Source organism: Thermotoga caldifontis AZM44c09 (assembly GCF_000828655.1).
In the GTDB taxonomy this organism is placed as follows: Bacteria; Thermotogota; Thermotogae; order Thermotogales; family DSM-5069; genus Pseudothermotoga_A; species Pseudothermotoga_A caldifontis.
Map to the genome: position 1 here is coordinate 1,582,797 of NZ_AP014509.1, position 17,099 is coordinate 1,599,895.

The 17,099-nt window shown below is 52.0% G+C and carries 18 protein-coding genes; 13 read left to right on the top strand and 5 right to left on the bottom strand.

Going from position 1 to position 17,099, the window contains the following annotated elements; translation table 11 throughout:
- Positions 1-3 precede the first annotated feature (3 nt).
- Genes xerA through TSP01S_RS07900 form a run of 5 tightly spaced genes read right to left on the bottom strand, consistent with a single transcriptional unit; the run spans position 4 to position 5,821 of the window.
- Positions 4-867, bottom strand: a complete 864-nt coding sequence (xerA, locus tag TSP01S_RS07880; RefSeq protein ID WP_041077574.1) for a site-specific tyrosine recombinase/integron integrase — start codon at positions 865-867, stop codon at positions 4-6.
- 7 nt (positions 868-874) lie between these two features.
- Positions 875-2,149: an ArsB/NhaD family transporter gene (locus tag TSP01S_RS07885; RefSeq protein WP_041077576.1), complete on the bottom strand. Its 1,275-nt coding sequence runs from the start codon at positions 2,147-2,149 to the stop codon at positions 875-877.
- 6 nt (positions 2,150-2,155) lie between these two features.
- Entirely contained in the window at positions 2,156-3,406 is a 1,251-nt protein-coding gene (locus TSP01S_RS07890) for a molybdopterin molybdotransferase MoeA (protein ID WP_231848548.1), read from the bottom strand.
- A 1-nt stretch (position 3,407) separates the two neighbouring features.
- A complete protein-coding gene (locus TSP01S_RS07895) occupies positions 3,408-3,902 on the bottom strand; it encodes a MogA/MoaB family molybdenum cofactor biosynthesis protein (protein ID WP_041077580.1) in 495 nt (164 codons plus the stop codon).
- On the bottom strand, positions 3,899-5,821 hold the full coding sequence (locus tag TSP01S_RS07900) for a molybdopterin biosynthesis protein (protein WP_231848549.1): 1,923 nt from the start codon (positions 5,819-5,821) through the stop codon (positions 3,899-3,901). Before TSP01S_RS07900 ends, TSP01S_RS07895 begins: the two co-directional genes overlap by 4 nt.
- A gap of 54 nt (positions 5,822-5,875) precedes the next feature.
- Here TSP01S_RS07900 and TSP01S_RS07905 point away from each other — a divergent pair, with 54 nt between their 5' ends.
- From TSP01S_RS07905 to TSP01S_RS07960, 13 genes are all read left to right on the top strand, one after another.
- Positions 5,876-6,283, top strand: a complete 408-nt coding sequence (locus TSP01S_RS07905; protein ID WP_041077582.1) for a MaoC family dehydratase — start codon at positions 5,876-5,878, stop codon at positions 6,281-6,283.
- Positions 6,280-7,017, top strand: coding sequence for a 16S rRNA (adenine(1518)-N(6)/adenine(1519)-N(6))-dimethyltransferase RsmA (gene rsmA, locus TSP01S_RS07910; protein ID WP_041077584.1), 738 nt, complete (start codon positions 6,280-6,282; stop codon positions 7,015-7,017). Before TSP01S_RS07905 ends, rsmA begins: the two co-directional genes overlap by 4 nt.
- Complete coding sequence (locus tag TSP01S_RS07915) at positions 6,995-8,719, top strand: sigma-54 interaction domain-containing protein (RefSeq protein WP_052463558.1); 1,725 nt, start codon at positions 6,995-6,997, stop codon at positions 8,717-8,719. The genes rsmA and TSP01S_RS07915 overlap by 23 nt, the downstream gene beginning before the upstream one ends.
- Before the next feature lie 59 nt (positions 8,720-8,778).
- Entirely contained in the window at positions 8,779-8,940 is a 162-nt protein-coding gene (locus TSP01S_RS10320; protein ID WP_171816816.1) for a hypothetical protein, read from the top strand.
- Positions 8,906-9,634 carry an ATP-binding cassette domain-containing protein gene (locus tag TSP01S_RS07920; protein ID WP_041077586.1) on the top strand — a complete coding sequence of 243 codons (729 nt, stop codon included), beginning with the start codon at positions 8,906-8,908 and terminating at the stop codon, positions 9,632-9,634. Before TSP01S_RS10320 ends, TSP01S_RS07920 begins: the two co-directional genes overlap by 35 nt.
- 4 nt (positions 9,635-9,638) lie before the next feature.
- A complete protein-coding gene (locus tag TSP01S_RS07925; RefSeq protein ID WP_041077587.1) occupies positions 9,639-10,601 on the top strand; it encodes a 1-phosphofructokinase family hexose kinase in 963 nt (320 codons plus the stop codon).
- 15 nt (positions 10,602-10,616) lie between these two features.
- Positions 10,617-11,063: a CBS domain-containing protein gene (locus TSP01S_RS07930; RefSeq protein WP_041077589.1), complete on the top strand. Its 447-nt coding sequence runs from the start codon at positions 10,617-10,619 to the stop codon at positions 11,061-11,063.
- On the top strand, positions 11,060-12,361 hold the full coding sequence (gene mtaB / locus TSP01S_RS07935; RefSeq protein ID WP_041077591.1) for a tRNA (N(6)-L-threonylcarbamoyladenosine(37)-C(2))-methylthiotransferase MtaB: 1,302 nt from the start codon (positions 11,060-11,062) through the stop codon (positions 12,359-12,361). Before TSP01S_RS07930 ends, mtaB begins: the two co-directional genes overlap by 4 nt.
- Entirely contained in the window at positions 12,330-13,163 is an 834-nt protein-coding gene (locus tag TSP01S_RS07940) for an aminotransferase class IV (RefSeq protein WP_041077592.1), read from the top strand. The genes mtaB and TSP01S_RS07940 overlap by 32 nt, the downstream gene beginning before the upstream one ends.
- On the top strand, positions 13,160-13,453 hold the full coding sequence (locus TSP01S_RS07945; RefSeq protein ID WP_041077593.1) for a DUF721 domain-containing protein: 294 nt from the start codon (positions 13,160-13,162) through the stop codon (positions 13,451-13,453). Before TSP01S_RS07940 ends, TSP01S_RS07945 begins: the two co-directional genes overlap by 4 nt.
- The gene (gene gyrB, locus TSP01S_RS07950) at positions 13,443-15,347 is read left to right on the top strand and encodes a DNA topoisomerase (ATP-hydrolyzing) subunit B (RefSeq protein WP_041077594.1); all 1,905 of its coding nucleotides are present in this window, start codon (positions 13,443-13,445) and stop codon (positions 15,345-15,347) included. The genes TSP01S_RS07945 and gyrB overlap by 11 nt, the downstream gene beginning before the upstream one ends.
- A 70-nt stretch (positions 15,348-15,417) precedes the next feature.
- Entirely contained in the window at positions 15,418-15,843 is a 426-nt protein-coding gene (locus TSP01S_RS07955; RefSeq protein ID WP_171816817.1) for a DUF4894 domain-containing protein, read from the top strand.
- Positions 15,830-17,086: a cell division protein FtsA gene (locus TSP01S_RS07960; RefSeq protein WP_041077597.1), complete on the top strand. Its 1,257-nt coding sequence runs from the start codon at positions 15,830-15,832 to the stop codon at positions 17,084-17,086. The genes TSP01S_RS07955 and TSP01S_RS07960 overlap by 14 nt, the downstream gene beginning before the upstream one ends.
- Positions 17,087-17,099: the final 13 nt, after the last annotated feature.

Below are 17,099 nucleotides of genomic sequence, written 5' to 3' on the forward strand. Positions count from 1 at the left end.
AGCTCATTCCTCCTCCACCAGAACGTTGACCGCCGCGAACTTCTCCTCGTCGAGCAGATGCAAGTAAGTGCTCGTGGTCGAGAGGTTCGCGTGCCCCAGAAGTTCCTGAACGACCCTGACGCTCACCCGCCTCTGCAGCAGGTGAGTGGCGAACGAGTGACGCAGCGTGTGAGGATGGACCTTCTTTCTTATGTTGCAGAGGTTGGCATACTTTCGAACGATCCTGAACACCGTGCTCGGGTGCAACCTTTTTCTGCCTGCGAAGAGGTACTCATCGCTCTCTTTCCCGTTCCTTTCCACGTACATTTTCAGTTCGTTCGCAAGATGCCTGTTCAAAGGAACGATTCGGTCCTTCCTTCCCTTGCCCATCTCTATCCTCACGAACGCCGGTGAGAAAGAAACATCTCCAACCCTGAGGTTGCACAGCTCACTGACCCTCAAACCACAGTAGTACAGCATGCACATAATCAGGTGGTCCCTCTCGTTCTGCTCGCTGGCTTTCAGCAGGTTTTCCGCTTCTTCTTTCGTCAGAAAATCCGGCGCCCTCTTTCTGAGTCTCGGGCTTCTAACCTTCAGCCACGGGTTGCTGGAAACGTGGTGTCTGAGCAGAAGGTAATCGAAGAAGTTCCTGAGCGATGAAATCTTCCGTGCCAGGGTTGAAACGCTCGGCGGTTTGTCGTAACTTTTCGAAAGATGCTTCAAATAGTCTTCGGCATCCTTCACACCGAACACCGCCAGGTCTATACCCTTCGCTTGCAAGAACTGCAAGAACTGCGCGACATCGATCCTGTAAGCTGTGATCGTATTCTCAGAAGCCCTGCGGACGTACCTGAGATACTCTAAGTATTCCTGAAAAAGCTGTTCCAAGAGGTCCTCACCATCCCAGCAAACCGATCAGCAAGCTGTACACGCTCGAAATCGTTAGAGCTATTAGAACGAGCGGAAGGGAAGTCTGGAAGAAATCTCGGAACGAAAGACTCTTTCCAGTGAACTTCTTCAACAGTGAAACACCGACTATATTCACGGCGGCACCTATCGGTGTCAGGTTCGCACCCAGTCCAATACCTAAAGCCAGCGTCCACCACAGCTGAACAGGATAACCCAGACCGATCAAGTACTTGATCACTGGTACCAGAGTTATCGCCGTCGGTACCGCGCTCAGCAAAGAGGCCATGGCGGCGCTGAGCCAGGTGAGGACGATGAACAAGACTGGTACGTAGTGTACGTTGGAGATGAGACTGGCGAACCGATCGAGAGTGCCGGTCACCTGCACGGCGTGCGTGAGTGAGAACAATCCCATGAAGAAGAAGAGCGTGTCCCATTCGATCTCTTTAGCGACGTCCTCAAAACTCTTTCCCGCGAGAACGAGGCTCAGGGCCGCTCCGAGGAGCGCGATCAAAGCCAAGTCGATCTCCAGAACTTGGTGGAACGCAAAACCGAGAATCGTTGCCAAAAAGACTAAGGCAATCTTCACGAGTAATTTCTTGTCCGTCACAGCCTGCCTTGGATCGGTCGCCGCCAGGTTCTTCAAACCCGCTTCGGATACGTGTTCTTTGGATACCGTACCTGAGAACATCCTTACGGCTATCAACAGGATCAGCAAAGATACGGGTGCCAGGTGAACAATGAAACTAACGAAACTCAGACCGCTCGCGCTGCCTATGACGATGTTCGGAGGGTCACCGATCATCGTCGCCATACCACCGATGTTCGACGCGATCACACCGAGCACCAGCAACCTGGATGGGTCTATTTCGGCCGCATCGCTCACCAGAAAGAGAATGGGGGCAAATATCAGAAGCGTTGTGACGTTGTCCAGCACTGCCGAGAGCATCGCTATGAAGATCATCAGCAACGCGACAGTTTTCTTCAACTCTCCTTTTCCGAGCCGGACCGCGTAGATTGACGCCATCTGGAAGAAACCTGTGGCTTTCAGAACGGCCACAATGATCATCATGCCCAGCAGGAGGCCTATGGTGTTGAAGTCCACCACGTGCGATATGTTCTCCATCGTCAAACTTTCCGAGATCTTCAGAACAGCAGCGATGAGACCGAGCAAGAACACCTTGACGGACGTCCTCTGAGCACGGCTGAGGATCACGTAGTACGCGCCGAAGTAGAGACAGAGCGCCAGGATCTGTTTGACCATCCGACATCACCACCCGGACCAGAGCGTGTAGAATTCCACCAGATCGCCCGCATAGAAACCTTCAACGTTCGACGGCACTCGTACCACACCGTTGGCTTCGACCAGGTTCGACACCTGAGCAGTCTCACTCTCCAAGGGTTCGGCCCAGACCTGACCATCCTCCACGAACGCTCTCACTCTGACGAAATGTTCCCTGCCCTGCCTTGAAGATACGTTCTTCGTCAACCTCACCATCCCTGAAGGTTTCGGAAGAAAGTCCTTCTCACCTTCCATCCTCCTCAAAACAGGTAGAAGGACAAACCTCGCACTGACGGTGAAAGAGACAGGATTTCCAGGCAACCCCACGACAGGTTTTCCGTCCACGTGCGCGAGGATCGTAGGTTTTCCAGGTTGGATCAAAATCCCATGGAAGAGCACGCCAGGTTTTCCTATGCGTGCAATCGCAGCTTCGGTGAAGTCCCTCGCCCCCACGGAACTTCCCCCACTGATGATCAGCACATCGTATTTATCGAAAGAATCTCTCAGCAAACGAAAGAGTTCATCTTCGTCGTCACGACACAGACCGACGCGTTCGGCTTCAAAACCCATAGATTTCAGCCAGACGACGAGTCCATAACTGTTGCTGTCGCGTACCTGTACGATGGACTTATCCTTAACGAAAGGCTCGACGATCTCGTCCCCCGTTGCTATCACCCCAACCTTCGCACGTCGAAACACCTTCACTCTATCAACACCAAGTTGCAGCATGAGCTGGATGTGCCCTGGCTTGATCCTTTGACCTTTGCCGAGTACGAGCTGACCTTTCTTCACGTCTTCATCTTTTCTGAGTACGTTCTCACCCACGGCAACGGGCTTCATCACCTCGACGAACTCGTCGAACCTCTGCGTGTGCTCCTCCATCACCACCGCATCGGCACCATCTGGAAGCATCGCACCGGTGGCGATCCGGGCGGCTTCGTTCTCATTGAGAAACCTCTCTGGCTTTTCTCCCACCTTGATTTCGAAGGCGAAACGCAGCATCGACGGAAAGTTGGCGCTCGCGCCGACGACATCTCTCGATCTGATCGCATAACCATCGACCAAGGATTTATCGAAACCGGGTAGATCGTGAGGTGCGAACACGTCTTCGGCGGCCACGAAGTTCAGCGATTCCAGCACGGAAACATCTGAGGCCTCATCGATGGCTTTCACAGACTGCAGGTACTCCGAGTAGACCCTGTCGAGGGTGGCGAGTCTGAGAAATTTCGACCCGTTCAATTCACTCACCTTCCGGAACATGACAATCCTTCGTCGAACCTTTGATCTTTTCGATCGCGTGCGGTATGGCCGGCAAGATCGCCTTCAGGTTCTGCCGTACAGCGTTTGGACTGCCCGGCAGGTTGATGATCAAGGTCTGTTTTCTCACACCCACAACCGCCCGTGACAGCATCGCCGTGGGTGTGTGCTTCAGTGCCTCGAGCATCATCGCCATCTCCATGCCGTAGAGCCTCTTTTCTATGACCTGCACGGTCGCTTCCGGTGTGACGTCCCTGGGTGATACTCCCGTGCCTCCACAGGTGACAACCACGTCGAAACCTTCTTCGCTCAGCTTCAAAAGCTCGTCACGTATCAGCGCGAGTTCGTCCGGGACGACGGACCTTTTCTCAACCCGAGCGCCGATCTGTTTCATGAGCTCTTCGACCGTGTCCGCATTTCTGTCGTTCATGATACCCTGGCTCACCCTGTCGCTGACCACCACGACTGCGACTCTCACACAGGTTCACCTTCCACAACGATCTTCCCCACATCCGAGATATCATAACCGGCGCATTGTAAGGCGAGGTTTCTGAATTCCTTCGACTTTATCGTATCGATTATGATTTGGAAACGTTCATCTTCAACGAACTCTGGAAGGATCAAAAGATCGTACTCTTCCCAGCATAAAGGTACGAAGTCCAGATCCATGAGCTGGGCAACGTGGGCGACCGCCAGGCCCGCATCCGCCTGGTTCTTCTTGATCCTCAGCGCGACTGCTATGTGTGTGATCTCTTCGCTGTCGTAACCGTTGATTTCGTGAGGATCTATACCGAGTTTGGAGAGATAGTGATCCAGCAAGATCCTCGTTCCCGAAGCTTTCTGTCTGTTCACGAACCTGACATCCTTTCGTGTGAGATCGTAAAGCGTTTTTATGGATTTTGGGTTCCCCTTCTGAACCACGATGCCCTGGAGCCTTTTAGCAAACTTGATCAGCACGAAGCGTTTCAGCATTCTTCTCAAATAGGGCAGGTTGTAAGTTTCACTCTCAGGGTCGAAAAGATGAACTCCGGCGAGGTGTGCGAAGAATCTGGCTATCGCACGCACACCACCCAAGCTACCCACGCTCACAGCAGACAACCTCACGCCACGCTCTGCGAGGAGGTTCGCCATGAGGTCGATCAGAGGATCGTTGCTACCGATGAACAGAACGGTTCCATCGATCCGGGATTTCGGAACTTCGAGCTGAACGGTGATCTTCTCGCCTTCTTCCACAACTTCCTGCCCCTTCGGAACGACGATCGTACCATCCATTCTTGTGAGAGATGACATCGTGGCCGCTCCCCTCTTCAAAGGAACACAGACGTATCGGTCCCTCACCTTCGCGAGAACGACCCTGACGAACTCCTCGTCACCGACCGATGAAAAAATCCTCGCCGCACTCTCTGCCTCGATACACTCCTTCTCTTCAACCGGCTGGTGGTACCATTCCTGAACGATGGGCTTGACGATGCGTTCCAACACGGTGTAACACGACGCCGGAAAACCGGGTAGACCGATCACAGGCTTGTTCTCCACCACGGCCAAAACCGTGGGTTTGCCCGGTCTGATGCTGAGACCATGTACCATGACTTCGCCGACGTTTTCGAGCACGCGGTAGACGAAATCTCTGCTTCCCGCAGAAGAGCCTCCTATGAAGAGTACAAGATCATGCTCGGCCAGGAGCTGCCGCAAGGTCGATTCTATCCTGGCAGGATCATCATCGAGTGTTCCGTACACCTTCACGTTAGCTCCCAGTTTTTCGAGGAAAGCCTTGACGAGCGTGGAATTCGTTTCCGGTATGAAACCGTCTTTCAGTTCTCCGGTCGGCTCGATGATCTCGTCACCCGTGGGGACAACGGCGCAACCGATCTTTCTGATGACTTCCACTTCGAACACCCCGGCGGCGAGCAACAGTGAAAGATCCTGCGGTGCGAGGCGGTGGAACTTCGTGAAGAGCATATCGTGCTCTACGACATCCTCACCGACGGTTCTGACGTTGTGGAGCAACGGCACAGGATCGAGTATCTCCACCGATCCGTCTTCCAGCAGGTGAACGTCCTCTATCATGATCACCGCATCGAAACCGTTGGATAACGGCTGGCCTGTGTTCACGAACAGGAACTGGTCTTTCGTGAGCCTTTTTGGATTGCGTTTCGAGGCCTGGATTGTGTCAACGCTCCGAACGGCTATTCCATCGACCGCAGCCGCGCTGTAATGTGGAACGCTCCTGCGGGCGAAAACGGCGGACGCCAGGACTCTATCGAGTGCCTCACCCACTGCGATCTTTTCAACCTTTGGTTCGAAGAATCCTATCTCCTTCAAACGGGTGAGGTAAAGCTGTAGCGCCCGATCGAGATCCATCTTTTTGAGATATATCTTTCTGTCCAGCCTTTCCACCTCCGAATTACATTCTACCGCGGTACGTGATAATATGTGTCGTGGGGTGAAACGATGAGATTTTCCGAATTACAGGTAGGTCAGGAACACGAAGCGAGTTTCACGGTGAGCGACGATATGGTGAAAACGTTCGCAGAGATCACCGGTGACAAGAACCCCGTTCATCTGGACGAAGATTACGCGAGGAACACGAGGTTCAAAAAGAGGATCTGCCACGGTATGCTGGTCGCATCGCTGATCTCGAAGGTTCTCGGTATGGACTTTCCAGGGCCGGGGACGATCCTGGTCAAACAGCAACTCGTTTACAGGGCGCCCGTGTTCGTGGGCGAGACGGTGAAGGTTCACGTGAAGGTGATCGAAAAAAGAGAAGAAAAACACAGGGTCATGCTTTCAACGAACGTTTTGAAAGCTGACGGTACGGTCGCGATCGAAGGTCAGGCGGAAGTGTTCCTCGAACAGTGAGGCCTTACGGTCAGCACTTTCTCAGGTGTGACGAAATCGCTTTTGAACTCGTAAAAAGGTTGAACCCGCGCAGGGAAGATGTGGTCGTTGAGATAGGGTGCGGAACGGGTTTTCTCACGAGGTTCGTCGCCCAGACAGGGTGCAGAGTTCTGTGTTACGAAATAGACGAATCGCTGAGCATAGAATTCGCGAAGAACGTACCTTATGGGAACGTCGAGCTGAGGATAAAAGATTTTTTGAGTGTGACCCGAGAAGAGCTCCAAGGTGCAGAGCTGTGCTACGGTAGTATCCCCTATCAGATATCCTCCAGGATCGTTCGAAAGGCCATCGAACTCGGTTTTCAGAGGTGTGTCTTCATCGTCCAGAAGGAATTTGCCGAGAAGATCGTTTGGGGGCGTGGAAAACACAAGGGCACGTTCATGACCGCGTTGTGCCAGACGTTCTTCGATGTGTCCATCCTCCGTCGAGTACCGAGACACTGCTTCGAACCTCCTCCGAAGGTGGACTCCGTGCTGGTGGAAATGGCGAGAAAGAGTGTGGCGGTGGATTTGGACAGTTACGAACGTTTCTTGAGAGAGCTTTTCTGTAGGCCGAACAGGAACGTGAAATCCGTCCTCAAAGAGATGAAGGTTGACTGTGACGACTTAGAAAACGTGAGAGTGCGCGATTTGCGGGTAGAACAGCTGGTGAGCATCTATTCGAGGTGGTTGCATGACGAGAGAAGAACTGTTTGAAACCGTTCTGAACTCCATCGTCGAGGGAGTCATCATCGTCGACAGGAACGCGAGAGTTGTGTACATGAACAAACAGGCGTCTATCATACTGGGTATACCGGCCTCGAGCGTGATCAACAAGCACGTGGTTGACGCTATACCGAACACGAGGTTGCACATCGTTGTTCAGACGGGTAAGGCTGAGATAGACCACGTCCAGGAACTCGGAAACGTCAAGATTATAACCTCGAGGATACCCATCAGAGACGACAACGGACAGATCATAGGAGCCGTGGCGATCTTCAGGGACATCACGAGCGTTCAGAAAATGGTTGAAGAGGTCACGAACCTGCGCGAAATGGAGGCGTTGCTCAAGGCGATCATAGAATCGACGAACGATGCCATATCCGTGGCGGACGCTGAGGGAAAGATCGTGATGGTGAACAAGGCGTACACCAGAATCACGGGCTTCTCTGCGCAGGAAGTGATCGGTAAACCCGCCACCATAGACATCGCAGAAGGCGAGAGCATGCACATGAAGGTCGCACAGACGAAACAACCCATATACGGAGCGAGGCTACTCGTCGGGCCGACTCGCAAAGAAGTGATCGTGGACGTCACGCCATTGTTCGTGAAGGGCGAGTTCAGGGGCAGCGTCGGAGTCATACACGATGTTTCGGAAATTGTGAAACTGAGCAGGGAACTCGAAGAAATGCGCCGAATCGTGAGGCGGATGAGTGCCAAGTACACCTTCGACGACATCGTTGCCGAGAGCCCCAAGATGAAGCGCATCGTGGAACAAGCCATGAAGGTGGCACAGACTCCCGCAACGGTGTTGTTGAGGGGTGAGAGCGGTACGGGCAAAGAGCTACTCGCACACGCCATACACAACGCGAGCGACAGAAAAGACCAGCCGTTCGTGAGCGTCAACTGTGCTGCGATACCTGAATCGGTGCTCGAATCAGAACTGTTCGGTTACGCTCCGGGCGCATTCACGGGTGCCCGCAGGGAAGGAAAGAAAGGTCTGTTCGAAGAAGCTCACAAAGGCACCATTTTCTTAGACGAGATAGGGAAGATGCCTCTGGCAGTGCAACCGAAACTGCTGAGATTTTTAGAAACGAAAGAGATAACACCTGTGGGCGGTACGAAACCGATCAAGATCGACGTGAGGATCATCGCCGCAACGAACATGAACCTGGAGAAGATGGTGGAAGAAGGTTCCTTTCTGGCAGATCTGTACTTCAGGCTGAACGTCTTCCCCATACACATCCCACCGTTGAGAGAGAGGAAAGAGGACATACCAATGCTCGTACAGCACATCATAAAGAAGCTGAACCAGGAGTACGGCAGGACGGTCGAGGGAATATCCCCAGAAGCTTTACACAAACTGACCTCGTACGACTGGCCCGGAAACGTGAGAGAACTCGAAAACATCATCGGTAGAGCCATGATAACCATGGAACCGGATGAGAGGTTCATCAGGGCACACCACTTGCCGCCGTTGAGGTTGACCTATCAGGCGCAGGAAGTCGCAACGGATGTGAAGGACCTGAAAAGGGCTTTGAGAGAGTACGAGAAAGGGCTGATATTGAGGGCGCTCGAACGCAACGACTGGAATGTTCAGAAAACTGCTCAGGAACTTGGAATGAGTGTTAGAACACTGTACCATCGGATGAAACTGTTGCAGATCGTTAGACCTACAGGTAAGAAACATCAGTCTTAAACTTTGCTAAAAGCTGAGGTAATTCAACCGCCGTAGTATTTATCGTGAGAGGTGATCCAATGCAGAAGTCACAGAAAAACCTCAAAACCCTGTCTCAGTACGAACTGTTGAAGCTTCTCAAAGACGGCCAGGAAGAAGCGAAAGAAGAGATGCTCAGGAGGATGTACTTAGAGAACGGTGATGGGAATGGAAGAAAGTCAGAAAAGGACAAGGAGTCGTAGCTCCGTAGAACTGAGAAACTTCTCCATGACCATAGACAGCGTACCGGTGCTGAGAGACGTGAACCTCTTCCTCGAAGCCGGTCAGCTCACGGTCATCTATGGCCCCAGAGGAGCCGGTAAATCGGTACTGCTCAGATCGTTTTCGGGGTTGAACAGGGAGATCTACGAAAACGTCAGCTGGTCCGGGGAACTGCTCATAAACGAAAAGCCCGTACAGGTTTACGATAAAAAACTGCTCAGACAGATGGTTTCTTACGTTGAACCTTCTTTCGTCGAAGCGATGGACGATCTCACCTTTGCCGATTTCATAAAGATCACCCTTTCAGAATCCAGCGTTTCCTTAGATGACTTCGCTTCGGAGCTCGACAGGCTCGGTATCCTCAAGTTCCTCAGACGTGAGCTCAAGACCCCTGTGAGGCAGTTCTACACGATGGAAAAAATAATGCTCCTGTTGTTCGCAGCGATAGTCAAAAAGTCGATGATCGTTGTACTCGACTGCATACTGGATCATCTGGACGACGACACGCTGGTTCCCGTTCTCAAAGAACTGTTGAATATAAAGCAGGACAGAATCGTCGTGCTCAGTACGCGGCAGAAACTGAGATTTTTACCCATCGCGGATCAGTTCGTGATGATGAAGAGTGGTACAATTGAATACAGGGGTCCTGCGAGAGAATTCGTTCTGGAGAGGTGAAAGGTTGAAAGTTGTAACTGTGACACTCAATCCCGCACTGGATAGACAGTTCATAATAGAGGAGTTCAGTACGAACGCTTACCACAGGATCAAGGACCATAAGCACATGGTCATGAGCCCTGGTGGTAAAGGCATCAACGTCTCCATGGCGCTCGCACGTTTGGGAGTTTCCTCCATCGCGATAGGTATACTCGGCGGTTACACCGGTCGCGTGTTGCTCACGGAACTGAACAAGGTGAGCCCATTGATCAGCACGAGTTTTGTACACATCGAGGAGGAGACGAGGGAAAACATCGTGATCGTGGATCCAGTGAATCACACCATGACGTCCATAGATTCTCCCGGTCCGAGGGTGGAAAGAAAAGCAATCGAACTGCTCATGAAACGCTACGAAATATACCTCTCCAGAGTGGAGGCTGTTGTGCTCTCTGGAAGTTTGCCTCAAGGACTGACCGGTGAGATCTACGGGAAAATGGCCAAAATGGCCAGGGAAAGAGGAAAAACGGTGTTCTTTGACATGATAGACGAGTATCTGACTCCTGCCCTTGAGATCTGCGTTCCTGATGTGGTCAAGCCCGATGTGAGGGGCAGCGTGACGGTCCTGGGAGAACGGCTCGAGAAACTGGAAGACTACGTCGATGCGGCCGTCAGGTTGGTCAAGAAAGGTTGCAAGCTGGTTGTCATATCGTACGAAGTCAAGAACGATGTGGTCGCAACGCAGGACGGGGTGTGGTTGATCAGCACCCCGGAGGAAGTCGAACCGGAAACCATTTTGGGAGCTGGCGACGCTTACGTAGCGGCGATGGTTTACAAAAGGCTCACAGACAGAAGCGCGAACATGCTCGATGTGGCGAAGTTTGGTTACGCCGCCGCTCTGGCGAAGACCAGAAAGTTGACAAAGGAGATGCCCACGTACGACGAGATAAACGAAGCGCTTGGCTTGTGCACACTAGAGCGCCTGAGATGAGGCGGGGATGATGATATGAGGGTTTACGACGTTATGATCAGGGATGTGACGGCCGTCACACAGGACGAAACAGTTGAGAATGTGGTAAGGATCATGGCCTCTCAGTTTCTCAGTGGAATTCCAGTTGTTACCGAAGACATGCGTGTGATAGGTTTCGTGAGTGAGAGCGACATAATAAAGGCAGCGGTACCAGGGTATTTTTCCCTTTTGCAGTCGACCACCTTCATTCCGGATATGAACCAGTTTCTCAAAATGGCAGCCAAAATTAAGGATAAACCTGTTCGGGAGATCATGACGCATCCTCCTCTCGTTGTCAACGAGAACGCGTCTCTCGTTCATGTGGCTGACCTCATGATAAAGCACAACGTGAAGGTCCTCCCAGTGGTGGATGAGCACGGTCGACTCCTTGGCATCATAACAAGGACGAACGTCGTACGCGCAGCCATGGAAGGATACCTATGAGGGCGTTCGTCGCTTTCCTTGGCTGTAAGGTCAACCAGTACGAAATGGAGCTGATCATAGAACAGCTCGAGCGTGCCGGGATCGTGGTGTCCCCAGAGCCCGCGGGCGTCGACATATGCATCCTGAACACGTGCATGGTGACGAACGAAGCCGCAAGGCAGTCAAGGCAGTATTTGAGAAGACTCAGAAGGTTGAATCCGAACGCTTTGCTCGTCGCGGTGGGATGCTATTCGCACTTAGACGTGGACTCGATCAGGAAATGTGGGGTTGACCTGATCCTTGGAAACAAGGAGAAGAGAGAGATCCTCACCTACATAAACGAGTGGCTTCAGAAGAGAGAGCAAAAGGTCGAAGTCTCACAACCTGATTATGGAATCGATGAATGCGTGAACAATTTCCTCGCGGAACGGGTTCGGGCCTACGTGAAAATCGAAGATGGCTGTGACGAATACTGCACTTACTGCATCGTACCGCTCGCGAGGGGCAGGAAGATAAGGAGCAAGCCCGTTGAGATCGTGGTTCAGGAAGTGAGGAACCTGGTCCGTGCCGGATACAAAGAGATCGTCCTGACGGGTGTGAACCTCGGCAGGTACGGCCGAGACACTGGCGACGACCTTGCACGGCTTTTGAGACAGATCTTGAAAGCCGTGCCGGGGGAATTCCGTATCAGACTGAGCTCGATCAACGTACAGGACATCTCTGAGGATCTGATGGAGATGTTCAAAAACAAAGAAAAGCTGTGTCCACACCTGCACGTACCTGTTCAGAGTGGATCGAACAGGATTTTGAAGGCGATGAACCGCAACTACACCGTCGAGCAAGTGTTGAACCTTCTTGAACGACTGCGCACGATCGATCCGGACTTTTCCGTAACGAGTGACATAATCGTAGGCTTTCCAGGTGAAACCATCGGTGACTTCGAAAAAACGCTGCAGCTCGTCGAGCGAGCGGGATTCTCCAGAGTTCATGCTTTCAAATATTCAGACAGACCAGGTACGCCAGCCTCTCGAATGAAACAGAAAGTTCCACCAGAAGAGAAAGACAGGCGCATGAAACTGCTCAGAGAAGTTGCAGAGAAGGTCGCCGCAAACTACAGAATGAACGCTGTTGGAAAGATCAGAACTGTGCTGGTTGAGATGAGAAAAAACGGCATGGGTTACGGTTACGACGAGTATTACGTCCGCCACGAACTCGTTTCGATGGATGTCGGCGCTCTCACGAAGGTGATCGTTAGGAAGCCCAACGGCGCAGGGGTGGTGTCTCAAGTTGCTGGTCTGGAGAGGAACCTGGTGGAATGAAAAGGATGTGAAACTCGAGATAGACGAACCCGGATTCTTGTACGGGGGCGTGGCTTACGAAACCCTTCGAACTTACGACAGAAGACTGTTCGCCGCGAGATACCATTACGAGCGCCTGCTGGTGACGCTTTCACATCTGGGTTTGTCGCTACCCATGGACTATGCGGACTTCAGAAGAATACTGGAAGAAGGTGTAGAGAAGCTGGGTGCTGAGGCTTCGATAAGGGTGGTCGCGACGCCGAAGGGCAGGTTCAGCGCCTTCGATTACGTTCCAGCTGGTTGCGAGCTGATCGTTTACGTCAGGGAACTGAAACTGGAGCCACTCGGTTACGTCAAAGTGAAGGTCAGTAACGTGAGAAAGATAGATCCACTCTCAACGCCTGCGGATCTGAAGGTGGTTGGCAGGACGGACATCCTTTTAGCCAAACGTTTCAAGGGTGACGCGTACGACGTCATAATGCTTGGAAACCGCGGTCAGGTGTGCGAAGGAACGTTCACGAACGTCTTCCTTGTGAAGGATGGCAGACTGATCACTCCCAGCATCGACAGCGGCATTCTGCCTGGCATCACGAGGCTCAACACGATAAAGCTGTGTCAGAGTCTTGGAATGATCGTCGAAGAACGCTGGGTTGAACTGTCGGAACTATACGGTGCCGACGAGCTGTTTTTGACCCACACGAGCAGGGGCATCGTTCCGGTGAACGAACTCGATGGCTGGCGACGATACGACACCAAAGTTGGCCAGTTCCTCGCGAGTAAATTCGAGGAATTCATAAAGAGCATCGAGGAGAACTGGGAATGAAAAGGTTGAAGGATGTTTTTGAATCGCTCGCCAAGTCTGATCCTTTTTTCAACCAGCTGAAACTCAGACTTGTTCTCTCCGACCTTTCGAGCGTTCTGGGAGAATCCCTGGCTCGCCACTGTAAGTTCGTTGAGTTTTCCAACGGAACCGTTCTGTTCGAATGCGACAACGACGTTTGGTTGACCGAAGCACGCTTCATGTCCAGAAAGATCGTTGAAAAGCTGAACGAAAGGCTCGGCGAAAAGATGGTCAACAACGTCGTGTTCAGGAGGGGTCGAGATGGCAACTGATTATAGACCGGAAGACATAAGAGTGCTCAAAGGTCTCGAAGCGGTGCGCATGAGACCTGGTATGTACATAGGTTCCACAGGCAAAAGTGGACTGCACCACTTGCTGTACGAGATCGTCGACAACAGCGTTGACGAGGCCATGGCGGGAGCATGCGACAGGATCAAGGTGATCCTCCACGAAGATGGGTCTGCGGAAGTCGAAGACAACGGAAGGGGTATTCCCATCGAAGTCCATCCGGAGACTGGAAAAAGCACGCTCGAAACGGTCATGACGACACTACACGCAGGTGGAAAGTTTTCCAGCTCGGCGTACAAAGTCAGTGGAGGGCTCCACGGGGTCGGAGCATCCGTGGTGAACGCGTTGTCTGAGGTCATGGAAGTTTGGGTTCGAAGGAACGGAAAAGTTTATTACCAGAAGTATTCGAGGGGTGAACCCCTCTGCGAGGTCAAGGAACTCGGGGAAACCACCGAACATGGTACAACGGTGCGGTTCAAACCCGATCCAGAGATATTCTCAACAACGGAGTTCGATCCTGACGTCATCGAGAACAGGCTGAGGGAGCTCGCCTTCTTGAACCCGGGCTTGACCATAGAGTTCGAAGATCGGATCAACGATTATAAAACCACGTTTTACTATGTCGGTGGCATAAAAGAATTCATAGCCTACATCGTGAAGAACAACAATCTCAAACCGCTGCACGAAACGATACATGTTTCCGGCACTTATGAAGATATCAAGGTCGAAGTGGCCTTCGTCTACACCGCACTTCAAGATGAAGAAAAAATCTATTCTTTCGTGAACAACATCAGAACGATAGACCACGGAACACACGTGACGGCGTTCAGGAACGTCCTGACGCGGTTACTCAACGATTACGGAAAAAATCTCGGTTACTTGCGCAAGGACGATTCGTTCCAGGGTGAAGATGTGAGAGAAGGCCTTGTGGCGATAGTGAACGTTCTCATGCCGAATCCGGAGTTCGAGGGACAGACGAAGGGCCGACTCGGGAGCGAGAGTGCGGGAACCGCGGTCACCAAGGTTGTGAGGGAACGTCTCACGGAACTCTTCGAAATCAACAAAAGTCTGCTGAAGACCATTTTGGAGAAAGTTCAGGAAGCCAAGAGGGCCAGGGAAGAAGCCAGAAAAGTTCGAGAATTGGTGAGAAGAAAGAGTGCCTTCGAAGGGGCCCAGTTGCCGGGCAAGCTCGCAGACTGTGTGACTAACGATGTGGAGAAATCGGAACTGTTCATAGTTGAAGGTGACTCCGCCGGTGGTTCTGCGAAGCAGGCGAGGGATAGAGAATTCCAGGCGATACTGCCGTTGAGGGGAAAGATCCTGAACGTAGAGAAATCGTCGATGCAGAAATTGCTCAACAACGAGCAGATTAAAGATATAATCTATGCGATTGGAACCCAGATAGGTGAGAGATTCGATAGGAGTAAACTGCGCTATGGAAAGATCATCATCATGACCGATGCCGACATCGACGGGGCACACATAAGAGTACTCTTGCTCACTTTCTTCTTCAGATACATGAGACCACTGATAGAGGAAGGAAGGATCTACATAGCCGTCGCGCCGCTTTACAGGATTCAGCTGCCGGACAGGACACTGTACCTTTACAGCGACGAGGAGTACCAAGCTCTGATGAAAGAGCTGAACGGTTCCGAGAAGATCGTTGAGGTGCAGCGTTACAAAGGTCTGGGAGAGATGAACCCGGAACAACTCTGGGAAACAACCATGAACCCTGCCACAAGACGTTTAATTCGTGTTACGATAGAGAATGCGGAGGAAGCGGATGCGTTGTTCGAGATTCTGATGGGTGAGGACACGCAGGAGAGAAAAAATTTCATCGAGCGACACGCTTTAAAGGTGACCTATCTGGATGTATGATTTTAGAAAAGCGGTGTCTTTTCTTGCTTTATTCTGTTCAATTTGTGTCTTCTTTCTGATATCGAGGTCTATGGGCGCGACGACTACGCTGATCGAAGAAGAACGCGATTTTCTTGTTGCTCACAAAGGCAGACTGTGGTGGGTAGGACGAAGCGGTAGACTCCTCGAAGTTGCCAGTGTGGAAGACGCCTTGTCGCGTGCCTACGTGAGCGGGGTGGAGGTTCGAGATGGATGTGTTCAGGAATCTGTTGTAAACTTGATACAGAAGTTGAAACCGCTGCTGAGCAATCCATACGTTGTTGAGGTGGTACCCAAAGAGAGAAGGGTCGTACTCTTGAAGAGTGTGAGCTTGAGGTTCAACGAATGGGAAGATTTGCTGAGGAATCTGAGCACTTTGAACGAGGCGATCAAGAGGATGGAGCCTAAGGGGGAATATTTTTTGTCCTCCAATGGGCTTTTTTACAAGTTAAGAGGTGGGGACGATGAGGAAAGGTGAAACTTACTGTCTGATCGACGTTGGTAGTCATAGCTGCAAAGGTGTGGTTCTCAGGCATACAAATCAAGGTCTGGAAGTCCTGGCAAAAGCCTCCATGAGGATGAGAGGAATAGAGGGCGGGGACGTTAGAGATGCCACGGCAGTCAGTGAAGCGGTCGAATCGCTCGTGGATGAGCTCGAGCGAGAATCGAGAGTCAGGCGCGCAGACTTCATAATCTCGAGCAGCCACAGTGGCGTGAAACTTGTCGAACATGGAGCGGAGTTGACTGTCTCAGAGAACGAGAAGAAACCGGTCGATGAATCGATCGTGGAGTCACTCAGGGCCACAGTGGAGTCAGAACTCTCAGACAAGTACAGACTGTTGCACTTCTACCCGAAGAGGTACGTGGTCGATGGGACGAAGTTCGTCCTGAACCCGATCGGAATGACCGCGAACAGAATCAGATTCGAAGTGACGGCCGCCGTTATGGAAAAAGATTCAAGCTCCGTCTTCGATTTCTTGAGCGAGGTCTTACCAGAACCGTTGCTCGTTGGTCATTCAAGCCTTCTCGCCGCAGAATGTGCTTTGAGCGATGTGGAGAAAGAAACGGGCGTATGTCTGATCGACCTCGGACATTCCCACACCTTCGTCGTGATATACTCAGCCTCCGTCCCGGCCAGACTGCAGGTGATACCGCTCGGCATCAGGAACGTGCTGCGCGACATATCGATCGTTCTCGGTACGTCCATGGAGGAAGCCGAACGGTTGCTCAGATCCGAGGGCAGCGCCGTTTACGGAGAGGCGGCGTACGCTCAGCAGACGATCGAGTACAGAGGCCTGGACGGAAGAACCTTGAAGGTCACAACTAAAGAAGAACTCGCCCGAATAATACACGCACGTTTGAGAGAAATACTCATGAAGGCCAGGAGAACGATCAGAGAGTTCACGTTGCAGAATCCTTCCAGCACGATCGGGAGGTTGCCCGGTGGGGTGGTCTTCGTTGGTGGTGGGGCGAAGATTCCAAGGCTCATAGATCTGGCCTTAGACGTGTTCGAAGGCCCTGCGCGTGTTGGAACTTTCAACGTTCCGAACCTTCCCATTCTGAACGATGAAGACGTTGTCGAGGATCCCGCACTGTGTGGCTTGCTGGGTGGTATGACCCAGCTTCTGAGACAGACTCAGTCGGTGGTCGCAGCGAAAGCTCCGAGTTCAAAACAGGGTTTCTTCAAGAAACTCGTTGAAATGTTCAAGAGTCTGTGGTGAACACGAGGAGGCG

Coding starts and splice junctions, on each gene's coding strand:
- TSP01S_RS07885 (WP_041077576.1), bottom strand. CDS start 2,149: ATGGTCAAACAGATCCTGGCGCTCTGTCTCTACTTCGGCGCGTACTAC.
- TSP01S_RS07905 (WP_041077582.1), top strand. CDS start 5,876: ATGAGATTTTCCGAATTACAGGTAGGTCAGGAACACGAAGCGAGTTTC.
- TSP01S_RS07915 (WP_052463558.1), top strand. CDS start 6,995: ATGACGAGAGAAGAACTGTTTGAAACCGTTCTGAACTCCATCGTCGAG.
- TSP01S_RS10320 (WP_171816816.1), top strand. CDS start 8,779: ATGCAGAAGTCACAGAAAAACCTCAAAACCCTGTCTCAGTACGAACTG.
- TSP01S_RS07920 (WP_041077586.1), top strand. CDS start 8,906: ATGGAAGAAAGTCAGAAAAGGACAAGGAGTCGTAGCTCCGTAGAACTG.
- TSP01S_RS07930 (WP_041077589.1), top strand. CDS start 10,617: ATGAGGGTTTACGACGTTATGATCAGGGATGTGACGGCCGTCACACAG.
- mtaB (WP_041077591.1), top strand. CDS start 11,060: ATGAGGGCGTTCGTCGCTTTCCTTGGCTGTAAGGTCAACCAGTACGAA.
- TSP01S_RS07945 (WP_041077593.1), top strand. CDS start 13,160: ATGAAAAGGTTGAAGGATGTTTTTGAATCGCTCGCCAAGTCTGATCCT.
- gyrB (WP_041077594.1), top strand. CDS start 13,443: ATGGCAACTGATTATAGACCGGAAGACATAAGAGTGCTCAAAGGTCTC.
- TSP01S_RS07955 (WP_171816817.1), top strand. CDS start 15,418: ATGGGCGCGACGACTACGCTGATCGAAGAAGAACGCGATTTTCTTGTT.
- TSP01S_RS07960 (WP_041077597.1), top strand. CDS start 15,830: ATGAGGAAAGGTGAAACTTACTGTCTGATCGACGTTGGTAGTCATAGC.